Consider the following 219-nt stretch of genomic DNA (forward strand, 5'->3'; position numbering starts at 1 on the left):
CCGTGCGGTGTTGTCGGCGCTGGCGGTTGCGAGGGTGTGGCCGTCGGGGCTGAACGCCACTGAGCGCACCTCTCCGGTGTGGCCGGTGAGGGTGGCTCGGACGGTGCCGGTGGCCGCGTCCCACAGCCGTGCGGTGTTGTCGGCGCTGGCGGTTGCGAGGGTGTGGCCGTCGGGGCTGAACGCCACTGAGCGCACCTCTCCGGTGTGGCCGGTGAGGGT

At 73.1% G+C, this 219-nt stretch carries 1 protein-coding gene; it reads right to left on the reverse strand.

The window, feature by feature from the left end:
- The coding region (locus tag ACWCYO_RS04490) for a WD40 repeat domain-containing protein (RefSeq protein ID WP_449783302.1) at window positions 1–186 on the reverse strand (186 nt) is incomplete at its 3' end.
- Window positions 187–219: the final 33 nt, after the last annotated feature.

It is taken from the genome of Kitasatospora sp. NPDC001683, from assembly GCF_053596495.1.